The following is a 7,795-nucleotide window of genomic DNA, read 5'->3' as shown; positions in this document are numbered from 1 at the left end:
AGAAGCGTGCGGCCGTCCTGCGCGGAGAGCCGTTCGCCGACGATGCGCAGTGCGGGCTCGGCCTGTACTGCCAGATCGAGGCGTACGAGCCCGGCCGGCCCGTTCACCGTGCAGCCGAACCGGAATCCCCGTCTGCCCTCGCCGTCGGGGCGCGCGGTGAGCGGTACGCATGCACCGGCGCCGCCCGACGTCCGCGCGAAGACCTCGCCGAGCGCCTCGCCGCCCCCGAGCCTGGCCAGGGCTTCGTACGCCTCGAGAACGCTGGACTTGCCGCTGCCGCTGGGCCCCTTCAGCAGGGTCACCGGCGTGAGCGGCACCGTGCGGTCGCGCAGCGAGCGGAACGCGGAGACGCGGAGCTCCGTCAAGGCGGCGGCCGTCGGCGGACGTGGTGGACCGGCCTCTTCCGGAACGGGAGCGGGGGCGGCGTTGCTCGTGACGTGCATGCCCCGGACGGTATGCACCGCTCTCGCGCTGAACCGTTCCGTCTCCGGTGCAACCCCTCGAACGAGCGACGAACGGTGCGGGCGCGGGAAGGTCTCCACCCGTACGAGTTCGTTGCGATCGTGAATTGACCTTGCGTCAGAGCGGGCGAGGAGATGATCGGGCGGCGAGGTGACGGTCACGTGAAGGGCCTTCACAGCAGGCAGCGGGGGCGGCCCCCACCCACTCCACGGAGTCGGCCTCCCGCCCTTTCTCCGCACCGGGAATAGCGCCCGCAATTCCCCGGGAACGATCGCGGAAAGTTTGAAAAGAAAGACGCCCAGATTGGCCCGCATTGCCACTTGGGGTGACCCGGGATACATGATCCACAATCAATGCGTTTATCGAATCGTGATCCAAATATTACAGACCGGACCGTATTCAGAGAGTGAAGTGTCCTGCTATTTCTATGGTGTTCTCATCCCCCACCCTTCGGAGAAGACAACTTCATGCGCTCTTTAAAGCTGCTGTTCGCCGCACTGCTGGCGTTCGTGGCCATGGCCACAATCGCACCAGGGGCACATGCGGCCGAGGGTAAGTACGTCGCTCTGGGAGATTCGTACACTGTCGCGGTAGGCACGCGCAGCTACGACAACCCTGACGACGCGTGCCGTAAGGGACCCACTTCCTACACCAGGCTGTGGGCCGCCGCGCACCCGAACGTCGGCTTCGTGGAGGCCGCCTGCTCCGGTGCGACCACCGCCGACATCATGAATTCGCAGGTCGGGCAGCTGACTCCGGACACGTCCCTGGTGACGCTCCAGGTCGGCGGCAACGACGTCGGATTCGTCGACGTTCTCAAGAACTGCATCCTCACCACGGATGACGCCGACTGCATCGCCGGCGTCGAGGCGGCGAAGGCGGCTGCGACCGGCTCGCTGTCACCCGCCCTTTCGCAGACCTACGCAGCCGTGCGAGCGGCCGCTCCGTCCGCGAAGGTCATCGTCGTCGGATATCCGCGTCTCTACACAATTGGAGGTAACTGCGGCATTCTCGGTCTCAGTGACAAGGAGCGCACCGCTCTGAACTCCGCGGCCGACACGCTCGCCGAGATCATGTCCGCGCGGTCGCAGGAAGCCGGTTTCACTTTCCTGGACGCGCGGCCGGTTTTCGACCCGCACACGCTCTGCTCCGGCGGATCGGAATGGGTCACGAGCCTGGAGTGGGACAAGCTCAATGAGTCCTACCACCCGAATGTGGAAGGTCACCGGGACGGCTACCTCGCCGCCCTGAACCCCCTCATGGGCTGACCGACAGGTTCACCGCCGCACGCGGCGGAAGTGAAGGGCGTCCGCCGGTTTCGGCGGGCGCCCTTCGCTCATGTTGCGCCTGCGATCAGATGCAGACCGGGACCGCCCCATCGAGGGGGCGCCGCCGGGAGGTCCGCCGGCGGCGCCGGGCTCAGCGAGCCGCCTTCGCCAGTGCGTCGGGCGAGCCGTCCGCCGAACCGTTGCCTTCGCCGACCAGCATCTGCGAGGCGGCGAGTTCGCGGTAGAGCGGATCGGTCTTCACCAGTTGCTCGTGGCTGCCGAGTGCGCGCACCTCGCCGTGCTCCATGACGACGATCTGGTCCGCGTGGGTGACCGTCGAGAGCCGGTGCGCGATGAGGATGACGGTGCAGCGCTGTGCGGCCTGGTCCACCGCGTCGCGCAACGCGTGTTCGTTACGGGCGTCGAGCTGGGCGGTCGCCTCGTCCAGCAGCAGAACCTCCGGCTTGCGCAGCAACGCCCTTGCGATGGCGAGCCGTTGGCGTTCACCGCCGGAGAGCGTGACGCCCCGGTTACCGACCTCGGTGCGCAGTCCGTCGGGAAGCCGCTCGATCATCGAGTCCAGACGGGTCACGCGCAGCGCTTCGGCGATGTCGGCGTTCGAGGCGTTGGTGGCCGAGTACTTGAGGTTGTCCTCCAGCGTTCCCGCCATGACCGGCGAGTCCTGTTCCACGTACGCGATGCGCCTGCGCACCTCGGCCCGGCGCATCGTCTCGATGTCCACGCCGTCGATGATGATCTGGCCCGCCGTCGGGTCGTAGAACCGTTGCAGCAGGGCGAACATGGTCGTCTTGCCCGCGCCGGAGAGCCCGACCAGTGCGGTCTGGGTGCCACCGGGGATGGTGTAGGAGATCCCCTTCAGCGCCGCACCGCGTCCCGGGTAGGAGAAGCGAAGATCCCGGAACTCGATGGTCGGCGGCGCCGGATGGGCGGAGATCTGCTTCAGCTTCATCGTCGGAGGGGCGTCGGGCGTGGGGTGCCCGTTGGAGTTCACGGTGCGGGGCGGCTTGTGCTCCACGGGCGCCTCGTCGACGTCCGCCTCGACGGCCATCCGCTTGATCTGCTCGATGCGGCCGACCGCGCCCAGTCCCTGCTGGAGCATGCCCAGGCCGGCGACGAGGGAGCCGATGGGGCTGGCCAGGTAGAAGACGTAGAGGAGGAAGGCGATCAGCTCGGGCGTCTTCATGTCTCCCGCGGCGACCAGCGCGCCGCCGACGCCGAGCACGGCGAGGAACGCCGCCTGGATCGAGACTCCCGAGAGGATCTTGACCAGCGCCACGTACCGGGCGCCGACCAGACCGGCCTGATAGGCGCCGTCGATCGCGCGTCCGGCGACCTCCGTCTCCCGGTCCTCGGCGCCGTTGGCCTTCACGGTACGGGCGGCGCCGAGCGTGCGGTCCAGGGCGGAGCCCACCGCGCCGATCGACTCCTGCGCACGCGCGACCGCCTTGCGGATGCGGGGCAGGATGCCGCCCATCACCAGGCCGACGGTCAGCAGCACGCCCACCGTCACACCGAGCAGTCCGAGGTGGACGACGCCCATGAGCACCCCGGCACCGGCGATGCTGAGGATGCCGTTGGCGATCATCACCAGGCCCTCGGTGGCCGCGTTCTGCAGCAGGGTGCTGTCGGAGGTCACGCGGGCGATGAGGTCACCGGGAGGACGGCGGTCGAGTTCGGGGATGCGCAGCCGGATCAGCCGGAACACCAGGTCCTGACGGACACGCCGGACCACCCGCTCCGAGGTGCGCTGCTGCCACCAGGACTGCAGACCGGTGAGGCCCGCACCCAGAACGACCAGCGCGCCCAGGACGACGACCGGCCCGACCACGTCCTTGCCGCTGGAGAGCGAACCGAGCACCTGCTGCGCCACGAGCGGCTGCATGAGCCCCGCCCCGCTGGCCGCCAGCACGAGAAGCAACGTCGCGAACAGGACGAGGCGGTGGGGACGTGCGTACCCCATCAGAACGCGCAGCGGGGCGCGCTTGCGGTGGTCGATCCGCAGGATGCTCGCCCGCGGGTCCCCGCCGCTCGTGGGCGCGGTCGGGTACTGCGGCGGTGCAGCCTGAGGCTGGGAGCCCTGGAAGAACCCGAAGGGTTCGTGGGATCCGGGAGCCGTCGTCATGTGAGGTCCTGAGGTCGCTGGTCGGGCGGAAATCAGCCTGCTGCCTGGACGTTCGCCGTTCTCGCGGCGACGCTGTCGAGATGGTCGGCGGCGGCTGTGACACCGCCGGCGGATCGGAAGGAGCCGGCGGCCGCCTCGGCCGCGGCCTTGTAGCCCTCGGAGGGATCGAGTACGGACTCGATCGCCTTCGCGAGCCGTGGGGCGTCGACCCGGTTGAAGCGGACGCGTATCCCCGCGCCCGCGTCGACGACCTGCCCGGAGACGATCGGCTGGTCGTCGCGGATCGGGGCGAGCACGAGCGGTACGCCGTGGTACAGCGACTCGCACACGGTGTTGTGGCCGCCGTGGCACACGACGGCGTCCAGGTGCGGGAGCAGGTCGAGTTGGGGCACGTACTCGCGTACCAGCACGCTGGAGGGGATCCCGCCGGGCCGCTCGGCGAGCAGTCCGCCCGGGTCGACGACGATGCCCTGGACGGTCTCGCGCAGGCCGTCGAGGGCCGTGACCGCCTCACCGAGGAACCGTTCGCCCGCGTCCACGTTGGCCGTGCCCAGCGTCACCAGCACCTTGCGGCGCTGCGGGTCCAACTCCGCGAAGGGGAAGCCGGACTGGGCGGCCCGCGGTGCGATCGCGGGGCCCACGAGCTGCACATGGTCGTTGGGCAGCGGTGTGTCGCCCAGCAGCGCGCGGCCCGTGAAGGCGACGATGCCGTGCGGCGAGTAGCGGGGGTCCGTGCTGTGCTCCGGGTCCCCGAACTGCTCCCGCAGCGACCGGAACAGGCCCTGCAGCCAGGCTTCGACCTTGGGCATCGAGGAGAGCGGGTCGGTCAACTCGGCCGACGTCGTCACGGACGTCACGTACGGAATGCCGTGACGTTCGGCGACCAGGGCGCCCGCGACGGCGTGCTGGTCGCTGACGATCACGTCGGGTCCGAACTCCCGGACGGCGGCGTCGACTCCGGGCGCCATGAGTCCGGCCAGCGGGAAGAAGAACTCCTCCCACAGGAACTGGAACGCGGCCGGTCCCGTCAGCTTCGGCCCCCTCGTCAGACCGGCGTCCGGCATCTGCGTCTCGAAGACCTCGGTGTCCTCTCCGGCCAGCCGTCGGATCTGGTCCGGATAACCCGCCCAGGCCACCCGGTGGCCTCGGCGGGTCAGTTCGTCGGCGACTCCGACCAGCGGGTTGGTGTGCCCGACCAGCGGAGGGACGACGAAGAGGAAGCGAGTCACGTCGCGGCCTCGGTCAGGTCGTGCTCACGTATCCACTCCAGCACCAGTTCGCGGGTCTCCTTGGTGCGCTCCACCAGGACGGAGTGGCCCTGCTCGGGCAGCACGACGACGCGGCTGCGCTCCAGCATGGACTCGAAGAGGGGGACCTGCGCGACGAGACCGGACTCGTCGCCGAAGATCGCCAGGACGGGGCAGGTGATCGCTGAGAGGTCGTCGTCGATGACGCGTCCGCTCCACACCTCGTCGGCGAGCGTCGTGGAGTTGAGGATGCGGCCGGCGTGGCGCGACAGACGCGCGGTGTGCGCACCGCGGTTGTCCTTGATCCAGTCGATGACCTCTTCGTGGACGAGCTGCTCCTTGGCGAGCGCCAGTCCGTTGGCCATGTGCTCGGTCCACCTGGGGACCGGCGGCTCGGCCTCGATCAGGGTGAGGCTGGCTATGCGCTCCGGGTACCAGGCGGCCGCGCCGGCGGCGACGGTGCCGCCGAAGGAGTTGCCCACCAGGTGCACCCGGCGCCGCTCACCGAGCGCGTCGAGCAGCGCGACGAGATCGTCGACGAAGCACTCGATCTGATAGCCGGTCTCCGGCCGTTCACTGCGGCCGTGGCCTCGCAGGTCGTACATGATCACGTCGATGCCCGCGGCGGCGAAGGACGGGCCGAGGGTGAAGTAGTAGCTGGCCAGGCTGTCGGTCAGCAGCCCGTGCACGAACACCACGACAGGCGGCTCGCCCTGCTCCTCGCCGCTTACCTGCGCGTCGAGGCGCTGCACGTGAGTGGTGATGTCTCCGGTACGGATCTTCATCGGGCTCAGCTCGCTTCTGTGGCGCGAAGCGACGCCACGACGTGGTCGACCAACTGCCCGACGGTGAGCTCGATGATCTGGTCGAGTTCGAGGTCGGCGACGAACTCGGCGAAGTTGACGCGGTTCCCGTAGTGCTCGCGCAGGGTCCCCGACAGCGCCACGAGGTCGATGCTCTCCAGCTCGAGGTCCTCGTGGAAGGTGGTCTCCCGGGTGATCTCGGCGTCGTCGAGCCCGTACTCCTCGAGCAACTCCCGCAACATGCCGGCGATGTCCGCCAGCACAGCCCCCGCATCGGTCCCCAACGGCGACTTCGCCGTTGCGAACCCGGTCGCGTCAGTGGTCATCTCGCACTCCTGTTTCCTCGTAGGCGGCCGTCCACGCGACCACGTACTGCCGCTCGGGCAGTCCCGGCGGATTGCATGTCGCTCGCACCCGAACGTCGTACGACTCGTCCCCGTACCTCACCTGGAGCCGGTCGGTGTCCGCCGCCACCACGCGGTAGTCGGACGGACGGCCCCGCAGCCCGGTGCCACGCAGCTTCGCGACGGCTTCCTTCGCCGCCCAGAACCTCGTGAACCAGACCGCCTCACTGCCGGCCCCCTCGGGGCCGGGCTCCGGGAGCCCGTCCACCAGGCTGCGCAGCAGCGTGAGTTCCTCGTGCCCGCACGCCATGTCGAGCGTGGTGCCCGGCCGTGCGGTCACCTCCTCGATGTCGATCCCGCACGGGCCTCGCCGTGCGATCGCGACGCCGGTCTCACCGCGGTGCGCGATGGATACGACCAGGCCGTCTCCGACGTCCCGCCCGTGCACGCCCCGCACGGACGGCCGCCCCTCGGCGTCGTTGTGCACGGAGATCTCGGCCGGGTACAGGTCGCCCGCGCCCTCCGACCACAGCAGGCCGCGCACCGCGTCCTTCGCCGCGATGCGTCCGAGCAGGAACTGCCGCCTGCGTACCGGCGGCAGCGTGCCGTAACCGGCGCGTTCCGCTCCGCCGAGCATGTTGCGCATCATCAGCTCGCGCGTCGCCAGGTCCGGCCAGCGCTCGTGCACCAGTGACCAGCCCTCGGGCTGCTGCGTGGAGAGCGTGTTGGAGCCGGGGAAGCGGTCCACTGCCCGGATGCCGTGGTCGGTGTCGAACCGGCGGTCCGTCCAGCCCTTCAACTCGGCCCACACGCGGCCCTCGTGGACCAGCTGCATGTCCGCGGTCAGCGTGCTGTCGGTGACGCCGGTGATGCGGATGGAGCAGGTCAGACGCTCCCCCACGCCCGGCTCCGGACCGTGGAAGCGGATTTGGTCCATGCTCACGGGGAAGACGGTCGTACGCTCGGTGAGCGAGGCCATGATCCAGTAGCCGAGGATCTGGCCGACGTTGTCCAGCAGCGAACCCGGCGCCTCGGGCGCGGTGATCTCACCGCGCACGTGCCGCTCGCCGATCGCCGTCAGCGCGGTCACGCCCTGGAACTTCGGGCCGTGGAACATCCAGCGCTCGGTGTAGAGCTCCTCCGCGCGCATCTCCGGGACGCGGTCGGCCGCCGGATCGACCGGCCACGGCGCGGGCGCCGGGTCGTGCTTCTCGGCGAGTTCGACCACTGCGCGGGACGATCCGGTCAGACCGACCTCGACCTTGTCCGGGGCCAGTCTCCGTACGGTGACGGGGACGTCGACGGCGGGTATGGCCTCGATCCACTTCAGCAGCCGCACCTCGCTCAGCCCGACGGCACGCATGCCGGGGGCGGCGCGTTCCGCGATCTCCATGAGGTGCCCGATGACCGTCGTGGCGGGCACGATCGGCCAACGGTCCGCGTGGTCGGGCCAGTCGGGCCGCTGCCGGAAGAAGCAGTGGTCGAGCAGGTAGGGCATCTCCTCGACGTCCACGCGGAGCACCGACGG

Annotated in this window: 6 protein-coding genes and 1 pseudogene; 1 reads left to right on the top strand and 6 read right to left on the bottom strand. The window is 69.6% G+C overall.

The features are described 5' to 3' along the window. A pseudogene (locus tag H5J26_RS25925) lies at positions 1–443 on the bottom strand (ATP-binding protein); the annotation flags it as partial. Between the two features lie 486 nt (positions 444–929). Between H5J26_RS25925 and H5J26_RS25920 the strand changes: the two are divergent. Continuing rightward, the gene (locus H5J26_RS25920; protein WP_181768393.1) at positions 930–1,730 is read left to right on the top strand and encodes an SGNH/GDSL hydrolase family protein; all 801 of its coding nucleotides are present in this window, start codon (positions 930–932) and stop codon (positions 1,728–1,730) included. A gap of 151 nt (positions 1,731–1,881) precedes the next feature. Here H5J26_RS25920 and H5J26_RS25915 read toward each other — a convergent pair whose 3' ends face one another. The 5 genes from H5J26_RS25915 to H5J26_RS25895 form a co-directional block, all read right to left on the bottom strand. Continuing rightward, on the bottom strand, positions 1,882–3,873 hold the full coding sequence (locus H5J26_RS25915; protein WP_181768392.1) for an ABC transporter ATP-binding protein: 1,992 nt from the start codon (positions 3,871–3,873) through the stop codon (positions 1,882–1,884). Positions 3,874–3,905: 32 nt separating this feature from the next. Beyond that, positions 3,906–5,102, bottom strand: a complete 1,197-nt coding sequence (locus tag H5J26_RS25910; RefSeq protein ID WP_181768391.1) for a glycosyltransferase — start codon at positions 5,100–5,102, stop codon at positions 3,906–3,908. Further along, positions 5,099–5,905, bottom strand: coding sequence for an alpha/beta fold hydrolase (locus H5J26_RS25905; RefSeq protein ID WP_181768390.1), 807 nt, complete (start codon positions 5,903–5,905; stop codon positions 5,099–5,101). Before H5J26_RS25905 ends, H5J26_RS25910 begins: the two co-directional genes overlap by 4 nt. Before the next feature lie 5 nt (positions 5,906–5,910). Next, entirely contained in the window at positions 5,911–6,249 is a 339-nt protein-coding gene (locus H5J26_RS25900) for a phosphopantetheine-binding protein (protein ID WP_181768389.1), read from the bottom strand. Next, on the bottom strand, positions 6,239–7,795 hold a 1,557-nt coding region (locus H5J26_RS25895; RefSeq protein ID WP_181768388.1), incomplete at its 5' end, for a 4'-phosphopantetheinyl transferase superfamily protein. The genes H5J26_RS25900 and H5J26_RS25895, both read right to left, overlap by 11 nt.

The sequence above is a fragment of the Streptomyces albidus (ex Kaewkla and Franco 2022) genome, assembly GCF_013870515.1.
GTDB classification, from domain to species: domain Bacteria; phylum Actinomycetota; class Actinomycetes; order Streptomycetales; family Streptomycetaceae; genus Streptomyces; species Streptomyces albidus.
Note: the sequence above shows the minus strand (reverse complement) of the source record. Positions and strands in the feature narration are given on the sequence as shown.